Origin of the sequence: Pelagibius sp. Alg239-R121 (assembly GCF_947331435.1) — a bacterium.
Lineage (GTDB): Bacteria > Pseudomonadota > Alphaproteobacteria > Kiloniellales > Kiloniellaceae > Denitrobaculum.
Genome location: NZ_CAMZOF010000007.1, coordinates 287,821 through 314,500, shown reverse-complemented (window position 1 = coordinate 314,500; position 26,680 = coordinate 287,821). Strand labels below are relative to the sequence as shown.

The window sequence follows — 26,680 nt, the reverse complement described above, 5'->3', positions numbered from 1 at the left end:
TAAATAGTTTGGAGCTATCAGAGCCTAAGCGAACTCGACGCCGCTTTCCGAAAACGGAAGTGTGAATATCCGTTCTCCCTTGGCCGCATAGACCGCATTCGCCACTGCCGGAGCAACAGGCGGTGTGCCGGGCTCACCCACACCGGTAGGCGCCTCGGAAGAAGCGACGATATGAACCTCGATTTCGGGCATTTCTGAAATACGCAGCGGTTCGTATACGGGAAAGTTATCCTGTTCGACTTCGCCGCCGTCAAAGGTGACCGCATTGCGGATCGCTGTTCCCAGGCCATAGACGATACCGCTTTCCATTTGTGCGACAACCACATCGGGATTAATCGCCAGACCGCAGTCGACGGCACAAACGATCCGCTTAACTCTGATTGCGCCGCCGTCCTCCACGGCAATCTCGGCAATCTCGGCTACATAGGAGTTAAAGGACTCGTGGACAGCAACGCCACGTGCCCATCCCTCAGGGAGTTCAGATCCCCAATCCGCTTTTTCCGCCGCGAGCCTCAGAACTCCCTGGTGGCGAGGGTGATCTTTCATGTGCTTCAAACGATACTCGACCGGGTCTTCACCAGCTAACTCGGCCAGCATATCGATCATCACTTCCGTCGAGTAACCGGTGTGCGTATGACCCACCGAGCGCCACCAGAGCACTGGCACACCGACTTTCGGCGAATGAAGATCCACTGTGATATTAGGCATGTAATAGGAGAGATTCTGCGCGCCTTCAACCGAAGTAGCATCGATCCCGTCCTTGATCAGAAACTCCTCGAATGGCGTCCCCGCGAGGATCGATTGCCCGACAATGCGTTGATGCCAGCCGACGGGATGCCCCTGCTCGTCGATTCCCGCTTCGACCCGATGAAGGTTCAGCGGCCGATAGAAACCACCTCTGATGTCGTCCTCGCGGGTCCAGACCAGATGGACCGGCGAGCGGCCATCGATGGCCTTGGCCACCATGGCAGCTTCTGCGACATAATCGGCATTGGGGGTCGCCCGACGGCCAAAGCTGCCGCCGGCGTAGACGGTATGGATCTTCACCTGCTCCGGTTTTAAACCAAGAATCGCCGCAGTCACGCCCTGCTCCATAGTTGGAAACTGAGAGCCGGTCCAAACCTCGGCACTTCGGTCATCGCTTCGGATGACACAGTTGAGCGGCTCCATAGGCGCGTGGGCCAGATACGGGAAGCGAAAGGTCGCCGCGACTTTCTTGCTGGCCTGGGCAAGCGCCGTCCCGGCGTCACCGTCCTGGCGCGCAACAGCGCCGGCTTGTTTGGCCAGAGCCTCATAGTCGGCAAAAATCTCGTCAGTGCCACGGAGTTCTGCCCCGGTCTCGTCCCATACAACCTGTAAGGCTTCACGGCCTTTAATGGCCGCCCAAGTGTTCTTGGCATAGACGGCCACACCGCGCTCGACTGACTTCACATCGACAACGCCACGAACCTTCATGGTTTCGCTGGCATCGAAGGACGCGACCTTCCCGCCGAACTTCGGTGGCCGTTGCAGGACCGCCGTCACCATGCCCGGCACCCTGACGTCCAAGGCAAAGACTGCCTCTCCGGTCGTCTTGGCCAAGGTGTCCTTGCGCGGAATGCTCTTGCCGATCAATCCGAACTTTGCAGGATCTTTCAATGTCGGCTCTTCAACAGCCTGCAAACCCGCCGCGTGAGGCACCATTTCGCCGAAGCTGGCATCGCGTCCGCTGACTTCGTGGATCAAACGTCCCTTCGCGGCCTTGATCTCGACTGCCGGAACCTTCCAGGCTCCTGCAGCCGCGCGGACCAGAATGTCGCGCGCTGCCGCACCTGCCTTGCGATACTGCATAAAGGAGTTGGCTATTGCTGAACTGCCGCCTGTGCCTTGAAACGCCCCCCAATGAAGATTGTTGTAGACCGTGGCGTCCGCGGGCGCCCATTCGACGACCACCTGCCCCCAATCGGCATCAAGCTCTTCGGCGACGAGGGTCGAAAGCCCAGTTGCACTGCCCTGCCCGGTTTCGAAGTGTTTAGCAATGACCGTGACAACGTTATCGGGCGTGATCCTGACAAAGGGGTTGTGAACAAGGCCGTCACCACCTGCGGCCAAGGATGCTTTGCCGGGCCGAAAGCCGACAACCAATGCCGCCGCCGTGCCGCTCGCTCCCAGCAGGAACCCGCGGCGAGAGGTGTGACTTTCTTTCGATAAGGATTTCATCATGATTCAGATCTCCAGCTTTCCGGCAGCCTTATGGATGGCGCCGCGAATACGCACATAGGTTCCACAGCGGCAGATGTTGCCGGCCATGGAATTGTCGATATCCGCATCGCTGGGTTTTGGGTTCTCGCTCAACAATCCGATGGCTTGCATAATCTGGCCGGATTGACAGTACCCGCATTGCGGGACATCGATCTCCTGCCAAGCGGCTTGCACGGCCTGCGCTACAGGGCCATCCAGCCCTTCGATCGTGGTCACTTCGAGACCGGCTGCATCCTCGATCGGAAGCTGACAAGATCTTGTCGGCTCGCCGTTCACATGAACGGTGCAGGCACCACAGGCCGCCACCCCGCAACCGAATTTCGTACCCGTGAGATTTAGTTCGTCGCGAATCACCCACAACAGCGGCGTGTCGCCATCGACATCAACGCTGCGGGTCTCGCCGTTTATTTTCAGTTCGTACATGGAATACCTCCGTTTGCCCTGGCGGAGTGGCGTCCGCAGGCATGCTTTCAAGCCGTTCGGTCATTCTTTGGATAGTAGAAGCGTTTTAGACCATCAGAGTTACGGGAGGATCCGCAGTGCGGACGGCAGCACGTGATAAACCGCAAGCGCGATGTACCGCCGGTATGTCCCGAACCTGAAATTTGTCTTTCCACCTTTGTCGCGCATCTGCGTTGGCGCAATTAGTAAAGTTCCATATGGGCGCCTCAGCTCAACTTGACCAGTGCCCCGTGCAAAAATTCTGGCACCGGGCGAAAAGCGGTGAGACACTCACGGCACAACAACTGGGAATGGACCGCCATGTCACTCACCTATCTCGACCACGTCAACATTCGCACCAGCAAACTCACAGAAATGGTCCGCTTCTATGAAGACGTCGTCGGACTAACGGACGGTGCGCGCCCGCCCTTCTCTTTTTCTGGCGCCTGGCTTTACTGCGGCGACCGGGCTGCGCTGCATCTGGTCGAGGTTGCCAGCAACGAAAGCGCGCCCGACGGCCAGATCGATCACTTCGCCTTCATGGCATCCGGCCTTTCAAACTTTGTCGCCAAACTGGAAAATGACGGTGTCGAGCATTCGATCCGAACCATTCCTGAGCTCGGCAATACCCAAGTCAATGTACGCGATCCGGACGGCAACCGGATCGAGATCCAGTTTCCCGCCAACGAGAATGACTGAATCGAAATTCCAGGGCGGTTTGAATCCACCGTCAATCGAGGCCAATAATGACCGAAGCTGCAAAACCAACCGTCTTCATCGACAACGACAAAGTCCGGGTCACCGAATGGCGCTTCGCGCCCGGTGCCGCCACCGGCTGGCATCGCCACGAATTGGACTACGTCGTCGTGCCTATGCTGGACGGCCAGCTCAAGATCGTCACTGAAGGTGGCGCAGAAAGCATTGCAGACCTGAAGAAAGGCATACCCTATTTCCGCGAAACCGGGGTCGAGCATGACGTCATCAACGCCAACGACTTCGAGTTCGCTTTCATCGAAGTCGAGACCAAATAAGCACGTCGCTTACATATCGCGATTGCTGTCCAGAATTTCACGCACTTCTTGCAGCAGGGGAATCACTTCGATCAGCTTATCAAAGTCGATTTTCTCATCCAGCATGGCGAACATTGGGGCAAGACTCTCGATTGCAGTCTTGTGAAACACACGGCCGTCATCGGTTAGAAACACCAGCTTACTGCGCCCGTCCAAAGCGTTGGGTTCGACCCGAACCAACCCGCGCTTGGTGAGCCCAGCAAGCGTATGGGTCATAGTCCCCTTGGTCACCTGAAAGGATTCGGCCAGGGAAAGCGGCGTCTTGCCATCACCTAAACGCATCATGTGATTTAATATTGAAAAGTGGGAAACATGAAGTCCTTCCGGCAAGCGCTTATTGAACAGGGCCGTTCCAAGCTGCTGAATGATCCCCACTTCGGTGAAGAACTGGAACGCGAGCTTTTGCCGCGCCGGGTTCTTCAGGGCTTTTCCGCTCGAAACTGAATTGGTCAAACCTGCTCTTTCATAATTTTTGCGCTGAGCGGCCAACGTGGGCTCTGCGGAATCGAGGCACCATAACCCAAACGCGCTAGCATTTGCACGGTTCCGCCCTCCGGCGCGACCATGCGATGGATCTCTTCATAGTGCGTCGCCATTTCCGGATACTCCTGCAAAGCCTGACTCAAAGGCTGAATGCCCAAACCCAGAGAGGTGGCGGCAAGATTGACCCGTAGCCAATCTCGCCCCGCGTTGATCTGGTCGTTACGGCTGTTGCCGGGCGTTCCCAGCCAAAAGTGGGCCATCGTCGCATCTATGCTTTTTAGAACAATTTCACGACCCTGCGAAAAGCTGCTCGAAGTCCGGTCCAGCGCCGCCTCGCGCGAGAAGAGACCGGTCAGATGCATTGTTTCGAACATCGGGCCTGAAAAATCGATACCGTCGGGATTGGCCTCGACCTCTGATTTGCCAATGCGAAAGAGGTCGACGCTCTCCTTATAAGTACGGTGGGTTTCGATCTCCACAATCATGGCATCCCGGGTCAGCGCGCGCAGTGACTGCACTACAGCTCTGTCGTTGCTGCTTCCGGATACTACGCCATCACCGGTAACGGCCTGGAGTTTGGACAGCACCTCCGAAGAAACCGCACGCTCCATATCGTACGGCTCCTTGAGCGATCGGCGCGCAAGGACATGCTTAAACAGCGGATCGGGCTTCACCGTACTATCTTTAACGAAGGTCGCGATCGCAATTGGCCGCCTGTCGAGTGCTTCGCTATCCTGGCCTTGCGGGAAAAGATCCATGTCGACACGAAAACCATCATGGCCGGCGGCCATACGCATCAGTTCCAGAAAACACCCCAGCCCAATTGTGATTTGCCGGCTGTAGGGATCCGTGTGGGGAAGCAATCGGTCAGTATCCACGTAGATCGTGGCCTGCCCCACTTTCGAAAGATCAATCAGCCAAGGCTGACGATTGTGCGGGTTTGGCGCCAGGATCGCGTAGGACAAAGCCTTTTTGCGCGGATCGGAGTAAACAGAGCCTGCGTCCTGCCAGGGCTGCAGGGCTTTGTCGGGCGTCCTGGTCACAAGGAAGCCGCCGGTGCCTGCGGCCAAAATCACACCGCCGCCGGCAAGCGCAACGAATTTTCGTCTGTTCATGGCATCACCTCGATTAGTTTGATATCAAACCATTTAGTTTGATGCCAAACTAATTTCAAGGCAGAATTTTACGCCGGCTGTTCAGGTGCTCCAACACGAATACAACGAGACCTGCAACCAAGCCCCAAAAGGCGGCGCCAATGCCAAACGCGGAAACACCAGATGCCGTGACAGCAAAAGTCGTTGCGGCGGCAAAGCGATTTCCCTCTCCTGTCAGGCTCGCACTTAACGAAGCGACGAAAGGGCCGGCGAGCGCAACCCCGGCAACGGTGGCGATAAGAGCCTCAGGAAAGCTCGCAAAGAGGGTCACCAGCGATGCACCGAATATGGCAAGAAGCGCATAGCCGGCTGCATAGACCGGTCCGCAAAGCCAACGTTTGTTTTTGTCAGGATGTGCTTCGGCGCCTGTGCAAATGGACGCGGTGATCGCGGCAAGGTTCGTGGTGTGAGCACCCACACCGGCAGTCAACAGAGAGGCGAGTCCCGTCACCGACAGGATGGAACGCGAGGGAACGCAATAGCCTGCCGCCTTGAGCACTGCAAAACCCGGAAGGTTCTGCGAGGCCATGGTTACGATATAGAGCGGTAGACCCAACCCAATCAGCGTCACCGGATTGAAATCCGGCTGAACCCAGGTGAAGCTGGAAAACCGCAAATCGCCAACCGGACCCGTCATCCCCAGAATGTGCGCGAGCAGGCCCCCCAACATCAGTGCGATTAGAACCGCCCAAGCCGCGGAGTATATCCTAAGCACAACGAAGGCGGCCAAAAGAGGCAGAACCAGTTCGGGGCTGATCTGCAGGTGATCGAACATGGAGAGCACAAACCCGAACAGTACGCCAGCCAGCATGGCGGACGCGATGGCTGTAGGTATCCTTGCAATCAGTGCACCAACCGGCCGAAACGCGGCGGTCATTAAGATCAGGACCGCCGCCAGAAAGAAGGCACCAACGGCTTCTTGAATCGAAATCCCGTGGGACGTCGCGATTAAGGCCGCACCGGGTGTTGACCAGGCCGCCACAATCGGCATGCGGTGACGAAAACTCAAGATCGCGGTCGTTGCCGCAATCGATAGGCAAAGAGCAGCCACCCAAGATGACGCCTGATCAGGGCTGGCGCCTACGGCCCTCGCCGCAGCCAGAATAACGGCCACAGAGCTGCCGAAACCCACAAGGATCGCAACCAAAGCGGAGATGATAACTGACGCACGCATATCGCTATTTCATATTGGATACAATTTTTCCATCTGGATCCAATATGATTATTTTGTCAATGCTCAAATTGAGTTACCATTCCTCCGAAACAAAGAATGACGCCGAGATGAAAAGACCCTCCGCTGTTATGGCCCATCAGGATGAAAGCGCGTCACAGGGCCGCCATGGCGAACAGGCCTTGGAAATCCTTCAGACGCTCCGTGAGGATATCATCAGTGGCCGGCTGACCGCCGGCAGCCTCTTGCGCCAACAGCTGTTGGCGGAACGGTTCGGTGTAAGTCGCATGCCAGTCCGGGAAGCGCTCTATCGCTTGGAGGCCGAAGGCTTCATCGCCTTCACACCCAACAAAGGCGCAACGGTCGCGCCGGTCAGCGCGGAGGACGTCCGCGAGATTTACGAAATGCGGAGTGCCGCTGAGACGCTCGCCCTGCGATTGGCGCTACCCGAACTTACCAACGCGCAGATCGGCCGGGCAGAAGATCTTCAAGCAGAGATGGAGACGGCGCCAGTCGGCGAATTCGGCAAGTTGAATGCGGCCTTTCACCAGACGCTTTACCAGCCCTGCGCCCGCCCGAGATTGCTCGCCCATGTCGAAAACCTCAGCAACGCCGCCGACCGCTACCTGCGGGTTGCCATCGGTACTTTGGATTACGCCGAAAAGTCCCACCGCGAACATCGCACTTTGCTGGAAGCGTGCCGGCGGCGCGACGAAGCAGACGCGGTAGGTTGCCTCATGCAGCACATCGAAGAAGGCGGTCAAACCCTTTACAGGCGTTTAACCGAACTCTGAGCAACTGAGTCTTTAAACGAATCAGCAAGACTGCAGGATTTTCCGGAGCAGGTAAGATTACCCATACCGAGCCTGGTGTTAAAGTGGACAACAGCGCAATTGACGCTGCAAAGCAGCTGATGCCGCGGCGCCCGAACCAAGGAGAAGGCAAAGGCCCACCCATAGATACAACCCAGCAGGTCCGCTGACATCCATCGCCAGTGCCGCCCCAAAAGGTCCAAGAAAAGTGCCTAGATTATAGCCGATCAATCCGGCCGTGGTAGACATGATCAACTCGTGGCCGCCATCCACAAGCCGGCCATGCCCAAGCGCATAGAGTGGGCTACCCAGGCCGATAACGATTGCCGCCAGAGTCGTCATCACAAGAAATGAGCCCGACAACTCAAAGGCTAGGATGAACGCGCACGCCGCCGCCAATGCGGAGACCAACACACCCGTCTGCGCGCGACCGAAAAGATCCGCAATGGCCCCGACGGGCAATTGCGTCACTGCCGGAGCAAGCAGCGTCACCGACACGAACAACGCGACCTCAGCCCGTGAAAAATCTTGGCTTTCAGCGTAGATCGCGCCGAAACCATAGAACGAAGAGCTCAAGAACCCGGCAACAACCGTTAACGCAATCGTACAGGGAGAACATACGAACAGGCCTAGGGCTTCTCGCCACTCGACACGTTTGAAACCGGTGTCTGGCGGCTGAGCTCCAACGATCGGAACGATTGCAAATAGGAAGACGGCGCCAATCAATGCAAAGGCAGTATGGGTTGCGGCAACCAGCAACAAAAGAGGCCCCAGGGCCACGGCCGTGATACGGATCGCTTCATAGGACGCCAGCATGCGTCCGCGCGTGGCCGGCGTTGCGAGGCCGCTGATCCAGCTCTCCATCAACAGGTAATAGACGCCTAGGCAAATCCCGCCAGCGAAACGCAAGGTAAGCCAGACAAATGGCGAATCGGAAAGGTTCAATCCCCACACTGAGAACGCTGCCAGTACAGCCGCGCAGAGGAAGGACCGGCGATAGCCGAACCGACGCATGATCGGTCCGCCCAATGCCGAACCAAGAAAGGTGCCAAGGTACCACGCGGAGGTTACGGCACCGATGAAAGCCTTGCTGAGTCCGCTTGAAGAAAGTTCGAGCGCAATGAGAGGGTAGAGCGCGCCAGTGCTGAAGGCGAACAACGGTATGACGGCGAAGAGCCGCCGTGCCTGCCAAGCCTGCACAACAAAGCCGCCGTGATGACGTTCAAGCATCCTGCAGCTTGTTGCACGCTTCGAGCTCGCTGAAGCGTTCGTCAAAAGCCTTTCGAAACGCAAGAAGTGCTGCACCATCCAGACAGTAGCAGGAGCGCGGACCATCAATGCTGCCACAGAGCAAGCCCGCTTTCTTCAGGATTTTGAGGTGCTGCGACACAGTCGACTGCGCCAACGGCAAAACCTCGACGATTTCGCCGCAAACACACTCTCCACGCTCCGCCAGCAGTTCAAGAATCTGCAAGCGGGCCGGATGCGCTACGGCTTTAAGTTGAGCAGCCAGTCGCTCATCAGCACCCGAATGCACCATTTCGACGAACCTTTTATTGTACATCGACGATTAACGATAAAAGGCAATAACATTGATGTCAAATCGACTATCGATCAATAAAACTGTTTCGGCAGCCAGAGCGCCAGATCGGGGAAAGCAAGCAGCAGACCGATGACCACGAACATGGCCACGACAAAGGGGATGATCCCGACCATTACATCGCCGATCACGCCCTTGGTGCGGATACCTTGCACGACATAGAGATTGATCCCGATCGGCGGAGTAATCAGTGCGGTCTCCAGTAACACCATCAGCAATACGCCGAACCAGACCGGGTCATAACCCAGCGCAATCACGATCGGAGTGATCAAAGGCGCGGTCGTAATCAACATGGAGAAAGTCTCCATGAAGCAGCCTAAGATGACGTATCCCAGGATGATCAGCAGCATGGTCTCCAACGGACTCAGACCGAGGCCGGTCACGAAGCGCACGAAGATATCTGTCACGCCGGTGGCCGAAAGCACGAAGTTCAAAAAGATGGCGGCGATAATGATCAGCATGATCATCGCGGTCACCCGCATAGTGTTCTCGAAGGCGATGCGCAGCATCGCCAAGGTGAGTGTCTGGGTCCAGGCAGCCAGGCCGAGCGCGGCAAAGACACCCAGCGAAGCGGCCTCGGTCGGGGTGGCAAATCCCGCATAGATCGACCCCACAACGACCAGAAAAATCAGTATAGGCGGGATCAGATCGGGCAAGGCAGCGATCCGCTCGGCCCAACTGTAGTGTGTCGCGTCACCGCCGAGTTTTGGCTTCGCCAGGCAGGCAACGGCGACCACGGCCATGAAGACAAGCGCCAAAACGAAGCCGGGAAGAAACCCCGCCAGATAGAGTTCCGGCACGGAGGTATCGGTCAACAGCCCATATACGATCAGATTGATCGATGGCGGGATGAGGATTCCAAGAGTTCCGCCGGCAGCGATCGTGCCGAGAAACAGCGGTTCGTTGTAATTACGCTTATGCACTTCAGGCAGCGCGACCGTGCCAATGGTGGCCGCTGTCGCCACGCTGGACCCCGAAGTCGCAGCAAAGAGTGCAGAGGCACCGATGTTTGAATGCATCAGACCACCGGGCAGCCAGGATAGCCAACGGGCCATGGCTTCGTACATCCGTGTAGCAATCCCGGCGCGCAACAGGATCTCCCCCAGCAGGACAAACATAGGAATGGCGACCAGGAGGAATTCGGTCGAATTCTGCCAGGCAATATCGCCGATCGCGCGATGCAGCGGCATGGATGAAAAAAGTTCTGCCGTGATCAACCCCAGCAAGCCGAGAGAGGCGGCAACGGGAACACCGATCGCGATGAGGGCCAACAGCAGGACGGCGATTGTCGCAACCATGGCTTAGCCCTTCTTTTCTTGAGGGAGAATATCGGCCGATTCCGTCTCGATTTCCTCGTCGAGTGACTTTATGCCGATCAGTTTTTGTGCTGCGGCATAACGCCTTTTGGCAATCGCCGCCGCACCGGCAACGAACAAAACACTTCCCGAAAACAGGGCAAAGATTAACCCGGCGATCCAGATCGTCTGCGGGATTGCCAGCGGCGTGCGCAGCGGCGTGACCGCCCGAGAGCCATGCTGAAAGGAGTCCGACAACAGGTTCCAGCCGTAGTAGGTGACAACCCCGAGAAAAGCGAGCAACAGCAATAACGCAAGCAAATCAAATGCGCCCTGCAACAGCGACGGAAAGGACTTAACCGCAAGATCGATGCGGATGTTCGCCCGTTCAAAAATCACAAATGCCAGGGACAAGGCCACAGCATCCGCGAGGACGTAACCTGAAATTTCGTCAGCACCTGCTAGCGAGAAGCCGAAGAACTTGCGGGCTATGACATCAAAGGTCACGACACCCGCGGCGACCAGCACAGCGGCACCGCCGACCCACGCAAGTCGGCGCGAGATTCGGTCCAGAGAACCAACAAGGCTGTCGAGCATGAGACAGACCTCCCCAATAAAAAATGCGGGAAGAGCCTTCAAACGCTTGCTCTTCCCGCATAGTGTCGCAGGGTTACTTCTTGGCGGACAGCCCGACGATCGGTCCGACGGTCTTGTTCCAGTTGTCGGCGCAATCTGCGCCGCAGCGCTCTGCCCAGCGGGACAAAATGACATCGCGTGCAACCGCTTCCGTGGCCTTCAAGTCCGCGTCGGACGGCTCAACCAGCACCATGTTCGCGGCGTCCCCGATCTCACACTTGCCACCGGTCAGACAGGCAACTGCAACTTCGTCTTCTGTCGCCGTCTCCGCCCACATGGCCTCAGTCAGGGCATCGAGCTCTGTCGTCAGGGTGGTCTGTTGATCAGCCGAAAGCGAATTCCATTTGTTCAGATTCATCGCGCCGAAAGCCAGGCCCCAGCCGACCCGCAGTGTATAGGCATGGGTGGCAACCTGATGCCATTTGGCGGTGTAGGCGGACATGGTCCCTGTGATCGCGCAGTCAACGACACCCTTTTCCAGGGCCGGGATCACTTCGCCGAAGGAGACCGTCACGGACTCGCCGCCCACGCCCTGCACGAAATCACCAAGCGTTGTCGAATAGACACGGATCTTCTTACCCTTCAGATCCTCGATGCCCGAGACTGGCGTGGCGCACCAGAGGGTCTGGCTCGGGAAGGGATAGAGCTGCAGCAGTTTGGCCCCGTAGATTTCCTCGAAGGATTTCTCCAACGTCGGGAAATAGGCATCGGCAATCTTACGCTCGGTCTCGATATCCTGTGCGATCGTCGAAAGGTCAGCGCCCTCGAAAATCGCATTCTCAGAGGCGACATAGCCTGGTAAGCCATGGGCGTAATCGAATACGCCCAGCTTCAACAGGCGCATGATCTCGAAGCCTTTCAGGCCAAGTTCGGTCAAGGGTTTGATTTCGCCCTTGATCGAACCGCCGGAGGCCTCCCCGATCTTCTCAGCCCAGAACGGGCCTTCGTGCTTTTGATAGTTGGTCAGGTTGGCCCAGGTGCCTACAACCTTCAGGGAAACGTCGGCAGCACTTGCCGAGATACTCGGAATGGCGGTACAGGCCGCCAAGCCTGCCGCCAAAATTGCGTTACGCGTAAACATGTTAGAACCTCTCTGTTCATGTGTTTTGTTATTTGTTCGTTGTGATCATTGAAAAAGGGAAATCGACCGTCGGCGGTTCATCGCCGTTTAGGTCGGTCACCAGCATGGATCCGGGCGAATGTGTTATGCAGATCGGTGGTTTTGCGACGCCAAGCGCCAGTTGTGGTGTGACGCCGCAAGCCCAAAACACGGGCACTTCCCCTTCCGCGACTTCGATGGCATCGCCAAAGTCCGGTTTGTCGAGATCGGCAATTCCAAGATCCGACGCCGCGCCAACATGGATTGGCACGCCGTGGGAGTGGGTGAAAGGCCGCGTCGCTTCGAATGCAGCGGGGACCAACTCGGTCTTCACCGGCCGCATAGTAACGATCAGTGGCCCGCAGAAAGGCCCTGCCGGCATAGTCTCGATGTTGGTCCGGAACATCGGCACATTAAGTTCATCATCGATGTTCCGCACTGCAACACCATTGTCTTGCAGGGCCTGTTCGAAGGTGAAGGAACAACCGATAACAAACGTCATGAAGTCGTCACTCCAGAGTTCGACGATGTTGGTGGTTTCTTCGTCGTATACTCCGTTGTGAAAGACCCGATAGCGCGGCAGATCTGTGCGAATATCGATATCCCGCCCGAGCGAAGGCAGCGCAGGATCACCGAGCGCCGACACCCCGATCAACGGACAAGGCTTCGGATTGTTCAGACAATATTGCAGGAAGGAACCGGCATGACTGGAAGGCAAAATAACGACATTGCCTTGCAGGTTACCACGCGCCAGGCCAGAGGTATGGCCGCTCAAGTCTCCCGATCGGGCACTTTGCCGGACCGCCTGACCTTGTGTTGAATAGTCGAATTGGATCGCCGCTTTCATGACCGAAGCGTAACAAGATAGTTTCAATAAATTCCAATTCTAACTTTTGATCATTTTCGATAGATCTTTTTTATGAGTTTGGGTTTGAGAAAAGCCTGTGCCGCCTTAGCGACATCCGCGGGAACACTGGAGAACGGTGACATGGCATAGGAGGCCGTGAAGCCAATCGCATTGAGCTGCAAATCCGTCTTCAACACACAAAGCGACCCGGACTCTATTTCGCCTGCTACAGCAGCCAACGGCAATACACCCAAGCCGACCCCTTCGCGCACCAGTTTGGTCAGAGTAGAGAGCGAGCTGGCGCTGGTCATCTTGAGCGCAGGCAGGTCGGGTCCGCTCAGCAATTCCAGGAGCTCACGATGTGGCCGCGTATTACTGGCGAAGGTCAGCAATGGCTGTGCGGCAAGCGCAGCGCAAGACCAGGATTTGTGTAATGCCGACAGCTTGGGCACTGCAACAAAGGCCATCTCGAATTGACAGAGTTCCAGATTACAAATGGAAGAATCCGAGACCGGCCCCATCAGGCAGGCCAGATCGATTTCCCGCTGGACCAGTTGTTCCCGAAGCACGGATGTAGCGTCCACGTGTATTTCCATCGAGACAGCAGGCCGCTCATTCGATAGTCGAGCCAGGAACTCAGGGAACCACGTCGTTGCAAGTGTCTCGGAGACTCCAACGCGCAGCGCGGCACCCGCGCCACTTTGTTGGCCGAAGTCCCGCAGCAGAGCCTCTTCCAACCGGATAAATTTCTCCGCATAGACAAGGAGTTTGCGGCCGTGAGGCGTAAGCTGGATTGAGCGCCCTTCCCGGTCGAACAGCGCAACATTGAGGTTCTCTTCAAGAGACGCTATGCGCGCAGAAATCGCGGGCTGGGTGAGAAAAAGCTTCTCGGCCGCCTTGCGAAAGCTCTTTAGTGTCGCAACCCAGTAAAAGGTATCGAGGTTTCGTTGCAGCATCACAGACCTAGTGTCGGGGTTCTCTTTTCTTATCTCCCGAAAGCCGCTGCCAGGTAAAGCGTAACGCTTAATGGGTGCTGCTTACGTTTGTCCCAAGAGCCGCGGCTGCGCTTCGCGAAAAGACTCTACGATCCAGTCCGCAACCGCGCGGACCGAGTGAACCTCCCGCTGATCGGGTCGCATCAAAAGCCAGGCTTCACGAACAAGGTTGAGGTCTTTTTCGTCCGGCACTACAGAGAGCCGGCCGAGCTTTCCCCTTTGTGTTGTCTGCGCAACAAACATTGGCAAACAAGCAGCACCTGCCCCGGTTTCGACCGCCGCCGTCAGGGCATCCAGGTCGTTGCTACGGAGCACCGGTTCGGCCCCATCCAGCTTGCCTGCGACAAACCTGGCTTCGGGCAAATGGGCAAGGTCATCGTGATAGGCCAGCCATTTGCGCGTTGTTGCCTTCTTTACTTCAGGCTTTCTGTTACCAGGGCTTTTGTTATCAGGACTTTCGAAGACGGCAAAGCGAAGATCGGCAAGTTTGCGGACCACTAGGTCGCCCCGCTCCGGTCGGGCGAGGCGCACTGCCAGATCAGTTTCCCAGCGTGCGAAGCTGACGTTCTCATGCCCGGTGAGGAAACGTAGCGTGACCTTGGGATGCGCCTTCAGCAGCTTGCCGATCTGCGGTGCCAAAATATGCCGAGTCATCATGTCAGTCGCGGCGATACGTACACATCCGATGGCTTCTTCGGTATTCTCGCCAGCGAGATGTTCCAGCCGCAGCGCCTCGACTTCCAGGCGCTCGGCTTGGGCAATGAGCGTCGCGCCGCGAGAAGTCGGTATCCGGCGACCGTCGTGAGCCTGAAACACCTCTAGACCCAGGGCACGTTCCATCCGAGTCAGCCGCCGCGCAATGGTCGTTTCGTCAAGCCCCAGAGTCCGGGCCGCAGCAGCGAAGGTACCGCCTCGCGCGACCGCAAGAACCACCTTTGCATCATCCCAATTTATCATGCCTGCAAAAATGCAGGATGTAGCTGCAATTGTCGAGGATTTGCAGGAAACATACATTAGCTAAAATGGGAAACCAGACGAATTCCTTGGAGACAAAAAATGTCCGAACCCAAAACACTGCTCGACCTTGCGGGCGCCTCTCTTCCTCAAGCCACACTGTCTAACGCCACGCTCGTCATGATCGACCTGCAGAATGAATACGCGGACGGTCCGCTCAAGCTCCATAACGTCGAGACCGCCGTGTCACATGCCGCAACACTCTTAGAACGCGCCCGGGCGGCAGGCACGCCAATCATCCATATCGCCCACGTTGGCGGCCAGGGAGGCGCCTTCGACCGCACCGCCCAGCGTGGACAGATCATGGACGCAGTCGCTCCGGAAGCCGGCGAACTTGTAATCGAAAAGCGCAAGCCGAACGCGCTGGCCGACACGAACCTGCAGGAAGAGCTGGAGAAGATCGGCCGCAAGGATCTGATCCTTGCGGGTTTCATGACACATATGTGCGTGAGTTCAACGGCCCGCGCCGCCTTCGATCTGGGTTACAGCAACACGATCGTGGAAGAGACAACCACAACACGTGCTCTGCCGAAGCCAGGTGGCGGGGCGGTGGAAGCGAGTGTCCTGCACGAGAGTGCGCTGGCAGCCCTGGCTGATCGCTTTGCTTGCATCCTGCCGAATGTAACGGATATCGCTGATTAACCGGGCTCGAGAAACCCGGGTCCCTACTCGAGATACATGGGGCCCGGATTGCTGTGAAGTTCTTCATAATGTACGAGGCTTTGTTCGCCTAGCAGCGGACAAGCCTCGCCGTTACGGAACGCCCATTCGCCCCGGTCGCAATTGTCCGCGACCACATAGCCATTAATGTAGAAACGCCGATCGATGCTTGAACGGTTGGGGCCTGAACCATGCATCGTGTGGACATGCCATAGCGCAACGTCGCCCGGCGACATCTTTAGTACGGCAATCTTGTCGGAACGAATGCCCAGGCGCGACAGATCCGCGGTATCCATTTCCTGGTCCATGGAACGCTGGTTCGTGTCGAACGGCAGGTCGCCGCGCAGATGGCTCTCGGGACAGACCACCATGGCGCCGTTTTCAATCGAGTGCGGATCAATAGCGATTCCGGTCTGAATATAGGAACTGGCCAGATCGCGATAAGCTTCTCGTGGACGGCGAGAGCGGGAATCCTGATGAAAACCGAATTCCGCCGATGCGCCGGGGGCCTTCCAGTGCATCTGATTGATGATCTGCTTTAGATCCCGACCGATTAATGGAGCAAGGATCTCCAGAAACCGAGGGTCGCGGCGGACTTGCTCCAAAGCTTTATCGATCCAACCCGGCCATTGTACGTAACGTAAAATCCGGCCTTTCGCTGGATCATCGGCCAGGCAGAAGTAGGTATTGCGGTCACGCCAGTTGCGTCCGCCAGAAATCGCTCGCTCGTGGATAGCATCAAAAGCTTCCGCCATCCGGGCAATCTCTTCAGGCGAGAAGACGCCGCGAACGATGGCATATCCCTGCGCTCGAAATTGGGAAACGTGATCCTGAGTCATGGACAATCCGCTTACCGGTGATCCTGAAGGACAAACACTATCGCCGCGAAGCTAAAATTCGATAAATGAATCTTCCGTGTCAAATGTTGAGATATCACGGGGCTTTCGCAGTTGCGTCGAAACAGGTAAGCACCGGAAACAGATCGTTTCCGACACTACGATTGAACCACTCGCTATTCATGACCAGTTGGTCAACAATCAATTAAGGAGAGAGGGCGGTTGCTCTCTGTCGACCGAAATCAGCCTCCAGAGGGGAAATCTCAGTGAGCGATCTTTCAAACTTTCCGATAACCAAGCGCTGGCCAGCTGCCCATCCCGACCGTATCCAGCTCTATTCTCTTACAACTCCCAATGGCGTGAAGGTTTCGATCGCCCTGGAGGAGATGGAACTACCTTACGAACCGCATCTGGTGTCTTTCGGCAATGATGATCAGATGACACCTGAATTTCTGTCCCTCAACCCAAATAATAAAATCCCCGCGATCATCGACCCTGATGGTCCGAACGGAGAGCCGCTCCCGCTGTTCGAAAGTGGCGCAATCTTGCTTTATCTCGCTGAGAAAACGGGAAAGCTGCTGCCATCCGACCCATCGGCCCGGATCGAGTGCATTCAATGGCTGATGTTCCAGATGGGCGGTGTCGGCCCGATGTTCGGCCAGTTTGGACACTTCTTCAAGTTCGCCGCAGACAAAATCACCGACCCTTATCCGACCGAACGCTATCTCAATGAGACCCGACGCCTGATGAGCGTGATGAACGGGCGCCTAGAAGGCCGTGACTACATCATGGGCGCAGATTACAGCATCGCGGACATCGCAACTTTCCCATGGATTCGGACCGTAGTCGGATTCTACGAGGCAGGCGATACTGTCGGTATGAATAACTATCCCAATGTCGTGGCCTATCTGGAACGTTGCCTCGCCCGCCCAGCCGTTGAACGAGGCCTTGTCCAGCCGTCCAGAGACTGATCCGTAACATCAGAGAACACCTTATGCGGAAGAAATGCCGCTTGAAGGCATTCGCAGACCCTTTCGGTTTTTTTCGAATTCGAAAGGGTCTGCACTCTGCAACGATATCAGTGTTTCTGAGATCCAATGCGAACCGACAGGTGAGCAACGCCTCTGTCTTTTTCCTGCCACCACCATAATTTTGCTTTCTCAATCACGTTATTGACAGCGGTTCGCCCGATTTTTTGTGAGTCGTTTCGTAACTCACGAACTTTGCATAACTCATTGTTAAAATGTGTTTTTTTAAGTAAAAAATACAACTCAAACGCCTTGGCTTTTCTCAAGTTCTCCAGCTGCGACCCATTGACGGTTCATTGAGAAAATCGCCCGCAAAATCATAAACTACTTTGCGTTTTCCTTATCCGCCACAGCGCTGGTCTTTCTCTAAGCCCGTTACCCTTTTGCGTTCTCAAACGCACATTTCCCGATATCGAACCGAATCATTTTGCTTTCTGAAACGTAGTTGTTACAAATAAATGACAATTATGTTTCAATCAAAAAGACTTCCTGGGGACATTCAATGCGCCGATCGAATCGTCAGGAGGAGTTAAGGAGACAAGCAGAATCAATCTGCTGATATCACAAACAACAAATACAAAAACACAGGGAGAAACTGATGAAACTTCGAGACATTCTGTTTAGCTGTGCAAGCGTTCTAGCCTGCCTTTCATTCAACGTAACGACCGCCTCGGCTGCTGACTGCCCACGGGGCGACCTCGACACTCGATTTTGCGATGCCGATGGCGACCTGATCGCCGATACGCCGACTGATTCTTCCAAATGGCTGGACCCTGACACGCTGATCTTTGCCTATACACCGGTAGAAGACCCCGCTGTCTATAAGGAAGCCTGGTCGGATTTTATCGATCACCTGGAGAAGAAAACCGGCAAGGAAGTCATCTTCTTCCCTGTCCAATCCAACGCAGCGGAAATCGAGGCCATGCGCTCCGGTCGCCTGCACATCGCCGGTTTCAATACGGGATCGAACCCGCTCGCGGTCAACTGCGCCGGGTTTAAGCCCTTTACCATCATGGCCCGCGACGACGGAAGTTTTGGATATGAGATGGAGATCATCACCTATCCGGGCAGCGGTGTCGAAAAGGTTGAAGATCTGAAGGGCAAGACCCTGGCCTTTACGTCCCCCACATCCAATTCCGGTTTCAAGGCGCCGTCTGCGCTCCTGAAATCAGAGTTCGACATGATCAAGGACCGCGACTTCGAAGCGACGTTCTCCGGTAAGCACGACAATTCGATTCTCGGCGTCGCCAACAAGGATTACGTTGCTGCATCCATCGCAAACTCAGTCAAGCTGCGCATGATATCGCGGGACGTCATCAAAGAAGATCAAGTGACGACGATCTACAAGTCGCAAACCTTTCCCACAACCGGCTTCGGTGTTGCCTACAATCTGAAACCCGAGATTCAGGAACAGGTCAAGGACGCGTTCTTCAGCTTTGAATGGGCCGGCACGTCATTGGAAAAAGAATTCTCCAAGTCAAAGGAAAGCAAATTCCTTCCCATGACCTACAAGGAGTTCTGGAGCGTGATCCGCAAGATCGATGCGGCGAACAACGTTTCCTACGCCTGCAAATAACAGGATTTCCTGATTAGACGAGACACGCTCGGCGCCTTTACCGGTGCCGGGCGTGCCGTGTCGTATTTACAGGTAGAACGCCATGTTAAAGCTGAACCAACTGACCAAGCGTTATGCGACGGGTGATCTGGCGCTGAAAGCCGTCGACGTGGAAATTCCCAAGGGGCAGGTCGTGGCCCTGATCGGCCCGTCCGGCGCCGGTAAAAGTACCTTGATACGCTGTATCAACAGACTGGTTGAACCGACGTCGGGCGGCGTCGACCTCAACGGCAAGGAACTAACGAAACTTGGATCTGGTGCCTTGCGGCAGGCCCGGCGGCGCATGGGCATGATCTTTCAGGAATATGCGCTGGTCGAACGCTTGACGGTCATGGAAAACGTTCTCTCCGGCCGTTTGGGTTACGTCGGCTTCTGGCGATCGTTCCTGCGACGCTATCCCCAAAGCGCGGTCGACGAGGCTTTCCGGCTGCTCGAGCGCGTTGGACTGGATCACATGGCCGACAAACGGGCCGACGAGCTTTCGGGTGGCCAGAGACAACGAGTCGGCATTGCACGCGCGCTGATACAGGATCCCGAACTGCTGCTTGTCGATGAGCCGACCGCTTCGCTCGATCCCAAAACCTCACGTCAGATCATGCGCCTGATCTGCGAACTTTGCGCGGAGCGCGATTTGGCAGCCATCATCAACATCCATGATGTGGCCCTGGCGCAAATGTTCGTCCAGCGGGTGATCGGGTTGCGCTTCGGTGAAGTGGTCTACGACGGCCCGCCCAACGAGCTCACACCGGATACCTTAACTCAGATCTATGGCGAGGAGGACTGGGAAGCAACCATAGAAAAGGTCGATGAAGAGGAAGTTGTTACGCCCGAAGAAGGAGCCGTTGCATGAGCGCGACCTTGTCCGCGCCGCGAAAATGGCGAAAGCCGCCGCTGATCAAAAATCCCTTTCTGCGTTGGAGCCTGTTGCTCGGGTCACTCGCCTACCTCCTGCTCGCTGTTGGATCCCTCGAGGTCAACTGGTCGCGGGTCTACGAAGGGCTGGATCGTGGCGGGCGGTTCATTCTGGCCTTCACCCACCCCGATTTTATCAGCCGTTGGTCCGATATCTACGACGGAATGATGGAATCCGTCATCATGACCATTACCTCAACGGCCGCCGGAATCATCATTTCCATTCCCATCGGCCTGGGCGCGGCGCGGAATATTGCACCCCTGCCCGTCTACATCATCTGCCGGGGCATTATAGCGGTCTCCCGCGCCCTGCATGAAATTATCGTGGCCATCCTGATGGTCGCGATCTTTGGTTTCGGACCACTCGCCGGATTCATTACATTGTCCTTCGCAACCATCGGCTTTCTCTCCAAGCTTCTAGCCGAAGACATCGAAGATACGGACCGCTCACAGGCCGAGGCCATCAAGGCCACGGGTGCCGCCTGGCTTCAGTGGATCAACTACGGCATTCAGCCTCAAGTCATGCCGCGCCTGATCGGTCTCTCAATGTACCGGCTGGACATCAACTTCCGTGAATCCGCTATTCTTGGCCTTGTAGGGGCCGGGGGTATCGGAGCGACTTTGAATACGGCGTTCGACCGCTATGAATTCGACACTGCTGCCGCCATCATCATCATCATCATTACGATCGTCATGTGCCTTGAATATCTATCGGGCGTCATTCGGGCAAAGGTGCAGTAATGGCAGTTTCAACAGACAAAAGCGGCCAAAAGGTCTGGCGGCTAAGCGACCGCAATGCCCAGCTCGCCCGCTGGTTTGCCTGGTTCGTTGCAGTAGCCGTCATCATGTACTGCTGGCAAACAATATCAGAGCAAACGACATGGTTCTTCGTGATGGACGCTCCCAATATCGCCGGAGACATCGCCTCCCGCGCAATGCCGCCGAAGTGGCCCTACATCAACGAGCTCTGGGAGCCTCTGTGGGATACGATCAACATCGCCACAATCGGGACTCTTTTGTCACTGTTCCTGGCCGTCCCTGTGGCCTTTCTGGCTGCCCGCAACACGACACCACATAAATATCTCTGCCGCTGGCCTGCACTGCTGATCATCGTCTCTTCCCGCTCGATCAACTCTCTGATCTGGGCTTTGCTGCTGGTCGCGATCATCGGGCCCGGTATTTTTGCAGGCACCATTGCCATCGCCCTGCGCTCCATCGGCTTCTGTGCCAAGCTTTTGTATGAGGCGATCGAGGAGATCGACGAAAAGCAGGTCGAGGCCATCAAGGCTACCGGCGCCAGTCCCTGGCAGGTCATGGCCTACGGTATCGTTCCGCAGATCATGCCCTCCTTCGCCGGCATCACTGTGTTCCGGTGGGACATTAATATTCGTGAGTCAACGGTACTGGGCCTGGTCGGTGCCGGCGGGATCGGCTTGCAGATGCAGGCGTCGCTGAACGTGCTGGCTTGGCCGCAGGTCTCCCTCATCCTGCTTGTCATCTTTGCCGCCGTGATCCTCAGCGAAATGGTTTCCGCCAAAGTCAGGGGCGCGATTATTTGACGGCGAGCCGGCCTTTAGAGTGGTTCCCAGGAACCAGTCTTATCTAGGACTGGTGAAAAGGCCTGAAACTCCCATTCGAACGGCAATGCTGCCTCGACGTAGATCAACTCGGTGACGGTGAAGCGCATCAGACGCTCGGCACCTTCGAAGGCTTCAACTTCCGCACCCTCCCATATCACTTCGCTTGTCCCGGTGATATAGAGCAAATCACCGGTCGCGAAGTCGAGGAACAGCAGGCCGGATTTGGGATTGCGTAGGATATTGCCGATTGTGTTGAAATGCGCGTTGCCGTGAAAGTCGGGCCACAGGATTTGCCGATCGCCCTCACATCGTACGAATCCGGGCTTCCCACCCCGATGGGACACGTCGGCTCCTTGTGTCGCGTCATCGCGATCCTGGGAAAATTGCGAAGTGATGAAAAAGGTGTCCGCTTGCTCGATCAGCCTGCGCTGCGCCGGCCCAAAAAAATCAGCACGCGTTGCGGTTGGTTGCAAGTCCCCCACTGTACTGCCGTTTGAGACCAGATTGCGCGTCTGGATGAACTTTGGGCAATTTCCAAAGGACTGATCCACCTTCACGGAAAAAGCGCCGGGGCGAAGCGTCACGACTTTGCCATTCATCCGGTTCCGGCGACGGCTGTGAAATTCCAGACCCAGCAGACCGACATCCATACCTTCCAGCAGCTCTCCACTCAAAGGGCTACCAGCAAGAGGTTCGGCGGCAATATGCAATTGCCTGGGATCAGGCGACGTAATGAACCCAGGTTGACCGATCAAGATAGAGGCCCATGGTCTGCCCTGTCCGTCCACGTGGCCAATCAATAGGGTCGAAAGCTTGGCAAAAAACTGACGATGTTGATCCGGCATGAAATCACGCACCACACGCCGGCCGATACGCTCCATACGCTCCCGAACGCCCGCGCGTGCTTGAGCTTCCTGCTCTCCCTCGTGGAAGGGCGAGCCTTCCGCATTCCATCCTGGTTCAGTCATCGCATTCTTTCCTGGGCACGACGCTTCAGCCCGCTGTCAGGCAACCAGTCCCGCTTTAGTCACCGGCATTGCAACAAAACCAGGCAAGGCTTCAACTCGGGCCAGCCAGGCACGGACATTGGGGAAAGGCTCCAGAGACACATTGCCTTCCGGTGCATGCGCGATATAGCTGTAGCCTGAAACATCGGCGATCGAGGGCTTCTCGCCGGCCAGAAAAAGCCTGTCAGCCAAAACCCCATCCAAGACACCTAGGATACCGGCTGCACGTGCAACCAATTCCTCGGCATTCAGCGGAGCGCCGAATACGGTCACAAGACGGGCCGCCGCCGGACCAAAAGCGATCTGCCCTGCAGCTACCGAAAGCCAGCGTTGAACCTCTGCAACGCCTACAGCGTCGCTCGGATACCAACTTCCATCATCGTACTTAGCAGCCAAATAAATCAGGATTGCATTGGAATCCGCAATCACGACGCCACCATCATCGATCACCGGCACCTGGCCAAGTGGGTTGAGTGCCAGAAAATCGGCAGCTTTGTGCGCGCCATTTGCCATGTCGAGATCAACGGTTTCATAGGGCAACCCCAGAATCGAAAGAAACAGTTCAACTCTGTGGCAATGCCCCGATAAGGGGTGACGGTAAAGTTTGATCGCTTGGCTAGGCTTCATGATTCTTCCTTTGTGCGTCACGCTCGAGAATTTTACCGAACGTTTGTTAAATATCCAGACACAGTCTTGTTATTCGCTGTCCTGTGGCCGCGTGTCCGTCTTCCGGAGGGTTCGGCCTCGCCGGATTAGCAATGCTAAGCAGCGGGTGCCAAAAGCCGGTCGGGTAGATTCGATAGGATACGTTTGAAAGTTTTCGACGACCCGGTCACCCGCGTGTAGACCAAGGCGCCTTCGATCGATACCAGTGCATCCTCGGCTCGGTACCGGGCCGTCGCCTTGTCGATCCCCGCATCCACGACCACTTCGGCAATAAGCTTTTCCCAGGCTTTCAGCGCGGCCGCCAGGTGGGGGGAGAACATGACCCCGGCCTGCCCGATGGCGAAAACGTCCAGAATGCAGGCGCGGGTACCACCGTCATAAAAGCGATGGAGGGCCGACGTCATTTTCTTTAGGCGTGACGCGGGCGTCCCTTCTCCTTTCAGCGGCTTGAAAACATTCTCGCCGAACCAGGCCTGAACCTGTTCAATCACGACCGACGCCATTTCCTCCTTACCACCAGGAAAGTAGTAGTAGAGGCTGGCTTTTTTCAGACCGGTCGCTTCGGACAATAAGGTTAAGCTGGTCCCCTCGTACCCCAAGTCGCGAAAGGCAAGTGCGAGGCGATCGATAACCTCTTCTTTCGACAATAATGGAGATGGCATTTCAAGGTACTTTCACATTAACGTATTGACCGATCGTTCGGTAAAACTATATGCAGAGGACATGAATTTCAAGATGTTGATTGGGATCTTGAGATGAATTTTCTCTCAAGCCCCGAAAACAGAGACGAACTGCTGGTAACACCGAACAGAAAACATGGCCGGAATTAGATTATGAATGACGATAGCTTTATCAGCGATATTGCCTTCACACCGGCGGTCAAACAGCTTCAAGAGCGCTATGGCTCACGGCGCGGCTATGCCGAGATGGAACGCACGGCAGACTGGCTGAATTTCATCACTGGCGAACTGGCTGCCTTCGTCGCGGACCGCAATTCCTTTTATCTTTCGACCGCGAATGCAGAGGGACAACCCTACGTACAGCACCGCGGCGGCCCCAAAGGCTTTTTGGCTGTTCTCGATGAAAAGCGCCTCGCCTTCGCCGACTTCAAAGGCAACAAACAGTACATCACCACCGGGAACCTGAGCGAGAATCCGAAGGCCTTCATTTTCCTGATGGACTACATGGGGCGGCAACGGGTGAAGATCTGGGGCCGCGCAGAGATCTCGGAAGATCCGGAATTGATCAAGCGATTGCATGTCGCCGGGTACCGCGCCCGACCAGAACGGGCCATTGTCTTCACCGTCACGGCCTGGAATGCCAACTGTCCGCAGCACATCCCACCCAAAATTGACGAGGATGTCGTTGCTCAAGTCGTGCAAAAGCTCGAAGCCAGGATTGTGGAGTTGGAGAGCGAGCTCGCAGCTCTTAAAGCCTAGATTGAAGTTTCGACTGCTTGCTCACGCCTGGGCGCGCAGACCGTCCAGTTCAGTCATCAAGGTAAGCGCGCGTTGCGAAAATGCCCGAAGCTGCTTCACCGACTTAAAGATCCTCACAAAGGCGAGCATAAGCGCGAACCATCCTGTCGTGACGCCGTTGCGAAGGGTTGAGAGAAAAATCGACAGAAGGTTGCCGACAATCTTGCCTCCGACAGCGAAAACTTCGCAGCGCAGAGCAATCCGCTCGGTGAGGTTATCAACCACGGCAGGATCTGCGGAGGCATTGACAAACACCTCGAAGTCCCAGTCTTTGTCATGAAACACGACCATATGTTCCGGGTCGGAACCGCGGACAATTTTTTCCTTCAAAAAATCAACTCCATCAACGACCGCTTTGATTGCCGCAACCACGTGTGAAAACACCTTCAACGCGGCGCCGTGCACGAATCGCGAAATATTGGTGATAACGCGCTTCGCGACCCTTTTCACGGTGGTCACGACTTTCTTGAAAACCGACTTTATCCAGTTCCAGGCCCGGGTCACGCCGTCCCATAACCGCGCGCCCAAGCTTTTAATCGCACCGCGAACGCCTGTCATGGTCTTCTCGTCGGCGAGCACTCTTTCAACAACACGGTCAGCATCCTCTGGGTTTTGCAGATCCGGCAGGTCGAGGCGAAGCGCTACAAGATGGGCAAAAAACCAGCCGAGTACATCGCTTTCTTCGCGCTGCGATCGAGCGCAAAAGGCCTTTTCCTTGCCGTGGTCACTACAGAAATCCTGCATTGCCGAATCAAAACTCTGTGTGAAACGGTCTGGCTTAAAGAACGGCCCTTTTCGTTTGAAGTTTCCGATGTCGACATTGTAGCCGTAGAGCCAAAGTTCGATCCGAGCGGTGTTGCACAGGAAACTCTTGATCAATTGCAGGTTTTGTTTTTGCTTCGGCGCCCAGGCAGGATTGTCCAGATAGACCTTCACCAGAGCGCAGACGGCATGCTGATCAAACAGCAGGCTGACTGTTTCCCGGACGAGTGCCGGCTCCAGCTTTGGCGCAGACGGCTGCAGCACCGCGACCGCTCTAACAAAATCACCAAGTCCCTCACTGATGTCCTGCGCTGTCTGTTCCTGCTTGCTTTGCAGGCGGGAGTTTGGGCGCGGCGGCAGCTTGGTCAGGCCAAAGGCGAAAAGTCGCAGATAAACCGCCCGCCACAATACCTCGCGTTGCTTCTCACCTGAGATCCATCGAGTCACGTCTGTCGGATATTCGAAACTCGCGAGCTGCTGAACGGCATCCCAGGTCTCAGGCCCCACCCAGCCATCGGCCGTCAATCCGGCATCGCGTTGAAAGTTACGGACGGCTTCGCGGATGTCGCCGTCACTGTCATGCCCCAATGAACGGCTTAGATCACCCGTCCGCTGCGACCGGTCTCTGGTGTCATCCGCGGGACGTTTCGCCAGATATCCCAACAGGAAGAGATACTCGCCGACAACGCGCCTGCGTGCTCGAACCACATCGGCGTTCTGGGTCTGAGGATCGATGCCGACGTAACCAAGCTGAACCGCATCGTCCAGCGCCGCACCGAGTCGGCTAAACGCAGCCTGTTCCTTTCCGTTCACTATTTAGTAGTTGCCTCGGGTTTGATCTTGCCAATGCCTTCCCGAACCAACCCCATGAACAAATCGAGAGTCGCTGCGCGCGACGCCTGACCAGCCTGGACGGCATTGTTGTGTGCGGCTATTGCCGATTCGGCCGCTGTGGCGGAGATGAACTGATCGACGTCTCCATCTATTTTCATATTCGTGTAACCGACAACCGTTAATTTGCCTTGCTGAGTAGCCTCCTTCAGGAACCCGGCAAGAGTGGCATCTTTTCCCTCCAGTTTCGCAGCGGTTACGACAATTTCCCCTGTAAAGGTGCGGACGTTTAACTGCGAAAGATCCGTGATTCCATCGCGAACCGATTCGAACGCCGTCTGAAAGGACATATCAAATTTCTCCTTGTCGCCAAAAATTTGCACCTGCCATAGAACATTAAACAGAGCAAAGCGCATTTTTATTGATACATAGCACCGAAAACTCCCG

Annotated in this window: 29 protein-coding genes; 10 read left to right on the top strand and 19 right to left on the bottom strand. The window is 56.0% G+C overall.

The window, feature by feature from the left end:
• Window positions 1-24: 24 nt before the first annotated feature.
• Both QMZ18_RS23265 and QMZ18_RS23260 read right to left on the bottom strand, forming a co-directional pair.
• Window positions 25-2,202, bottom strand: coding sequence for a xanthine dehydrogenase family protein molybdopterin-binding subunit (locus QMZ18_RS23265; RefSeq protein WP_282608756.1), 2,178 nt, complete (start codon window positions 2,200-2,202; stop codon window positions 25-27).
• A 3-nt stretch (window positions 2,203-2,205) separates the two neighbouring features.
• Entirely contained in the window at window positions 2,206-2,664 is a 459-nt protein-coding gene (locus QMZ18_RS23260) for a (2Fe-2S)-binding protein (protein ID WP_282608755.1), read from the bottom strand.
• A gap of 300 nt (window positions 2,665-2,964) precedes the next feature.
• On the opposite strand from QMZ18_RS23260, the gene QMZ18_RS23255 reads away from it, so the two are divergent.
• Window positions 2,965-3,381, top strand: a complete 417-nt coding sequence (locus tag QMZ18_RS23255; RefSeq protein WP_282608754.1) for a VOC family protein — start codon at window positions 2,965-2,967, stop codon at window positions 3,379-3,381.
• A 47-nt stretch (window positions 3,382-3,428) separates the two neighbouring features.
• Window positions 3,429-3,713, top strand: a complete 285-nt coding sequence (locus QMZ18_RS23250; protein ID WP_282608753.1) for a cupin domain-containing protein — start codon at window positions 3,429-3,431, stop codon at window positions 3,711-3,713.
• Window positions 3,714-3,722: 9 nt separating this feature from the next.
• Here the strand turns inward: QMZ18_RS23250 and QMZ18_RS23245 are convergent, their stop codons facing one another.
• From QMZ18_RS23245 to QMZ18_RS23235, 3 genes are read right to left on the bottom strand one after another with little or no spacing between them, the layout of a single operon-like run.
• A complete protein-coding gene (locus tag QMZ18_RS23245; RefSeq protein ID WP_282608752.1) occupies window positions 3,723-4,205 on the bottom strand; it encodes a MarR family winged helix-turn-helix transcriptional regulator in 483 nt (160 codons plus the stop codon).
• Window positions 4,202-5,350 carry a twin-arginine translocation pathway signal protein gene (locus QMZ18_RS23240; RefSeq protein WP_282608751.1) on the bottom strand — a complete coding sequence of 383 codons (1,149 nt, stop codon included), beginning with the start codon at window positions 5,348-5,350 and terminating at the stop codon, window positions 4,202-4,204. Before QMZ18_RS23240 ends, QMZ18_RS23245 begins: the two co-directional genes overlap by 4 nt.
• 55 nt (window positions 5,351-5,405) lie before the next feature.
• Entirely contained in the window at window positions 5,406-6,563 is a 1,158-nt protein-coding gene (locus QMZ18_RS23235) for a benzoate/H(+) symporter BenE family transporter (protein WP_282608750.1), read from the bottom strand.
• Window positions 6,564-6,670: 107 nt separating this feature from the next.
• Between QMZ18_RS23235 and QMZ18_RS23230 the strand changes: the two genes are divergently transcribed.
• The gene (locus tag QMZ18_RS23230; RefSeq protein WP_282608749.1) at window positions 6,671-7,354 is read left to right on the top strand and encodes a GntR family transcriptional regulator; all 684 of its coding nucleotides are present in this window, start codon (window positions 6,671-6,673) and stop codon (window positions 7,352-7,354) included.
• Window positions 7,355-7,432: 78 nt separating this feature from the next.
• Here the strand turns inward: QMZ18_RS23230 and QMZ18_RS23225 are convergent, their stop codons facing one another.
• From QMZ18_RS23225 to QMZ18_RS23190, 8 genes are all read right to left on the bottom strand, one after another.
• Complete coding sequence (locus QMZ18_RS23225) at window positions 7,433-8,602, bottom strand: MFS transporter (protein WP_282608748.1); 1,170 nt, start codon at window positions 8,600-8,602, stop codon at window positions 7,433-7,435.
• Window positions 8,595-8,936: a helix-turn-helix transcriptional regulator gene (locus QMZ18_RS23220; protein WP_282608747.1), complete on the bottom strand. Its 342-nt coding sequence runs from the start codon at window positions 8,934-8,936 to the stop codon at window positions 8,595-8,597. Before QMZ18_RS23220 ends, QMZ18_RS23225 begins: the two co-directional genes overlap by 8 nt.
• A gap of 50 nt (window positions 8,937-8,986) precedes the next feature.
• On the bottom strand, window positions 8,987-10,270 hold the full coding sequence (locus QMZ18_RS23215; RefSeq protein WP_282608746.1) for a TRAP transporter large permease: 1,284 nt from the start codon (window positions 10,268-10,270) through the stop codon (window positions 8,987-8,989).
• 3 nt (window positions 10,271-10,273) lie between these two features.
• Complete coding sequence (locus QMZ18_RS23210) at window positions 10,274-10,864, bottom strand: TRAP transporter small permease subunit (RefSeq protein WP_282608745.1); 591 nt, start codon at window positions 10,862-10,864, stop codon at window positions 10,274-10,276.
• A gap of 73 nt (window positions 10,865-10,937) precedes the next feature.
• Window positions 10,938-11,984 (bottom strand): TRAP transporter substrate-binding protein, encoded by a 1,047-nt coding sequence (locus tag QMZ18_RS23205; protein ID WP_282608744.1) that lies wholly within the window; start codon window positions 11,982-11,984, stop codon window positions 10,938-10,940.
• Window positions 11,985-12,012: 28 nt separating this feature from the next.
• Window positions 12,013-12,849 carry a putative hydro-lyase gene (locus QMZ18_RS23200; protein ID WP_282608743.1) on the bottom strand — a complete coding sequence of 279 codons (837 nt, stop codon included), beginning with the start codon at window positions 12,847-12,849 and terminating at the stop codon, window positions 12,013-12,015.
• Window positions 12,850-12,899: 50 nt separating this feature from the next.
• Window positions 12,900-13,805: a LysR family transcriptional regulator gene (locus QMZ18_RS23195; RefSeq protein WP_282608742.1), complete on the bottom strand. Its 906-nt coding sequence runs from the start codon at window positions 13,803-13,805 to the stop codon at window positions 12,900-12,902.
• A gap of 81 nt (window positions 13,806-13,886) precedes the next feature.
• The gene (locus tag QMZ18_RS23190) at window positions 13,887-14,801 is read right to left on the bottom strand and encodes a LysR family transcriptional regulator (RefSeq protein ID WP_367575957.1); all 915 of its coding nucleotides are present in this window, start codon (window positions 14,799-14,801) and stop codon (window positions 13,887-13,889) included.
• Between the two features lie 99 nt (window positions 14,802-14,900).
• Here QMZ18_RS23190 and QMZ18_RS23185 point away from each other — a divergent pair, with 99 nt between their 5' ends.
• Complete coding sequence (locus QMZ18_RS23185) at window positions 14,901-15,500, top strand: cysteine hydrolase family protein (protein WP_282608740.1); 600 nt, start codon at window positions 14,901-14,903, stop codon at window positions 15,498-15,500.
• Window positions 15,501-15,523: 23 nt separating this feature from the next.
• Here QMZ18_RS23185 and QMZ18_RS23180 read toward each other — a convergent pair whose 3' ends face one another.
• Window positions 15,524-16,357: a phytanoyl-CoA dioxygenase family protein gene (locus tag QMZ18_RS23180; protein WP_282608739.1), complete on the bottom strand. Its 834-nt coding sequence runs from the start codon at window positions 16,355-16,357 to the stop codon at window positions 15,524-15,526.
• Between the two features lie 263 nt (window positions 16,358-16,620).
• On the opposite strand from QMZ18_RS23180, the gene QMZ18_RS23175 reads away from it, so the two are divergent.
• The 5 genes from QMZ18_RS23175 (at window position 16,621) to phnE (QMZ18_RS23155) (ending at window position 21,468) form a co-directional block, all read left to right on the top strand.
• A complete protein-coding gene (locus tag QMZ18_RS23175; RefSeq protein ID WP_282608738.1) occupies window positions 16,621-17,325 on the top strand; it encodes a glutathione binding-like protein in 705 nt (234 codons plus the stop codon).
• A gap of 655 nt (window positions 17,326-17,980) precedes the next feature.
• Entirely contained in the window at window positions 17,981-18,958 is a 978-nt protein-coding gene (phnD, locus tag QMZ18_RS23170; protein WP_282608737.1) for a phosphate/phosphite/phosphonate ABC transporter substrate-binding protein, read from the top strand.
• A gap of 82 nt (window positions 18,959-19,040) precedes the next feature.
• On the top strand, window positions 19,041-19,847 hold the full coding sequence (gene phnC / locus QMZ18_RS23165) for a phosphonate ABC transporter ATP-binding protein (protein WP_282608736.1): 807 nt from the start codon (window positions 19,041-19,043) through the stop codon (window positions 19,845-19,847).
• A complete protein-coding gene (gene phnE / locus QMZ18_RS23160; protein WP_282608735.1) occupies window positions 19,844-20,650 on the top strand; it encodes a phosphonate ABC transporter, permease protein PhnE in 807 nt (268 codons plus the stop codon). Before phnC ends, phnE (QMZ18_RS23160) begins: the two co-directional genes overlap by 4 nt.
• Complete coding sequence (gene phnE / locus QMZ18_RS23155; protein ID WP_282608734.1) at window positions 20,650-21,468, top strand: phosphonate ABC transporter, permease protein PhnE; 819 nt, start codon at window positions 20,650-20,652, stop codon at window positions 21,466-21,468. Before phnE (QMZ18_RS23160) ends, phnE (QMZ18_RS23155) begins: the two co-directional genes overlap by 1 nt.
• Before the next feature lie 14 nt (window positions 21,469-21,482).
• Here phnE (QMZ18_RS23155) and QMZ18_RS23150 read toward each other — a convergent pair whose 3' ends face one another.
• The 3 genes from QMZ18_RS23150 to QMZ18_RS23140 all read right to left on the bottom strand — a co-directional run bounded on the left by QMZ18_RS23150 (window position 21,483) and on the right by QMZ18_RS23140 (window position 23,824).
• Window positions 21,483-22,457, bottom strand: a complete 975-nt coding sequence (locus QMZ18_RS23150; RefSeq protein WP_282608733.1) for a pyridoxamine 5'-phosphate oxidase family protein — start codon at window positions 22,455-22,457, stop codon at window positions 21,483-21,485.
• Window positions 22,458-22,493: 36 nt separating this feature from the next.
• Window positions 22,494-23,123 carry a glutathione S-transferase gene (locus QMZ18_RS23145; protein WP_322097264.1) on the bottom strand — a complete coding sequence of 210 codons (630 nt, stop codon included), beginning with the start codon at window positions 23,121-23,123 and terminating at the stop codon, window positions 22,494-22,496.
• Window positions 23,124-23,257: 134 nt separating this feature from the next.
• A complete protein-coding gene (locus tag QMZ18_RS23140; protein ID WP_282608732.1) occupies window positions 23,258-23,824 on the bottom strand; it encodes a TetR/AcrR family transcriptional regulator in 567 nt (188 codons plus the stop codon).
• A gap of 171 nt (window positions 23,825-23,995) precedes the next feature.
• Here QMZ18_RS23140 and QMZ18_RS23135 point away from each other — a divergent pair, with 171 nt between their 5' ends.
• Entirely contained in the window at window positions 23,996-24,601 is a 606-nt protein-coding gene (locus QMZ18_RS23135) for a pyridoxamine 5'-phosphate oxidase family protein (protein WP_282608731.1), read from the top strand.
• 21 nt (window positions 24,602-24,622) lie between these two features.
• On the opposite strand, the gene QMZ18_RS23130 is transcribed toward QMZ18_RS23135, so the two are convergent.
• Window positions 24,623-26,215 carry a peptidoglycan-binding protein gene (locus QMZ18_RS23130; RefSeq protein WP_282608730.1) on the bottom strand — a complete coding sequence of 531 codons (1,593 nt, stop codon included), beginning with the start codon at window positions 26,213-26,215 and terminating at the stop codon, window positions 24,623-24,625.
• Window positions 26,215-26,649, bottom strand: coding sequence for a hypothetical protein (locus QMZ18_RS23125; RefSeq protein ID WP_282608729.1), 435 nt, complete (start codon window positions 26,647-26,649; stop codon window positions 26,215-26,217). Before QMZ18_RS23125 ends, QMZ18_RS23130 begins: the two co-directional genes overlap by 1 nt.
• Window positions 26,650-26,680 lie beyond the last annotated feature (31 nt).